A 404-nucleotide genomic window follows, 5' to 3' on the forward strand; every position below is an offset into this window, starting at 1 on the left:
GACGTCACCTATGTGCAGCCGGGCGATCACGTCGTCACCTGCCTGTCGGTGTTCTGCGGCACCTGCGACAATTGCTCGACCGGCCGGCCGGTGCTGTGCACCGACACGACGGTGAAGATGCTGCCGGGCGTGTCGAACCGGCTGAGCTGGGCGCGCTCGGAGAAGCTCAATCAGTTTCTCAACCTGTCGTCGTTCGCCGAGCAGATGCTGGTGCACGAGAACGCCATCGTGAAGATCCGCCGCGACATGCCGCTCGATCTCGCGGCGCTGATCGGATGCGGCGTCATCACCGGTTACGGCGCGGTCGCCAACACCGCCAAGGTGGCACCGGGCGAGACCGTCGCGGTGATCGGCTGCGGCGGCGTCGGCATGGCGGCGATCAACGGCGCCGAGATCGCCGGCGC

At 67.6% G+C, this 404-nt stretch carries 1 protein-coding gene; it reads left to right on the top strand.

Going from position 1 to position 404, the window contains the following annotated elements; translation table 11 throughout:
• Window positions 1–404, top strand: a 404-nt coding sequence (locus DY467_RS25880; RefSeq protein WP_164639903.1) for an alcohol dehydrogenase catalytic domain-containing protein, incomplete at both ends; no start/stop codon positions are given.

Origin of the sequence: Rhodopseudomonas sp. BR0G17 (assembly GCF_010907025.1) — a bacterium.
Taxonomy (GTDB): Bacteria; Pseudomonadota; Alphaproteobacteria; order Rhizobiales; family Xanthobacteraceae; genus Rhodopseudomonas; species Rhodopseudomonas palustris_H.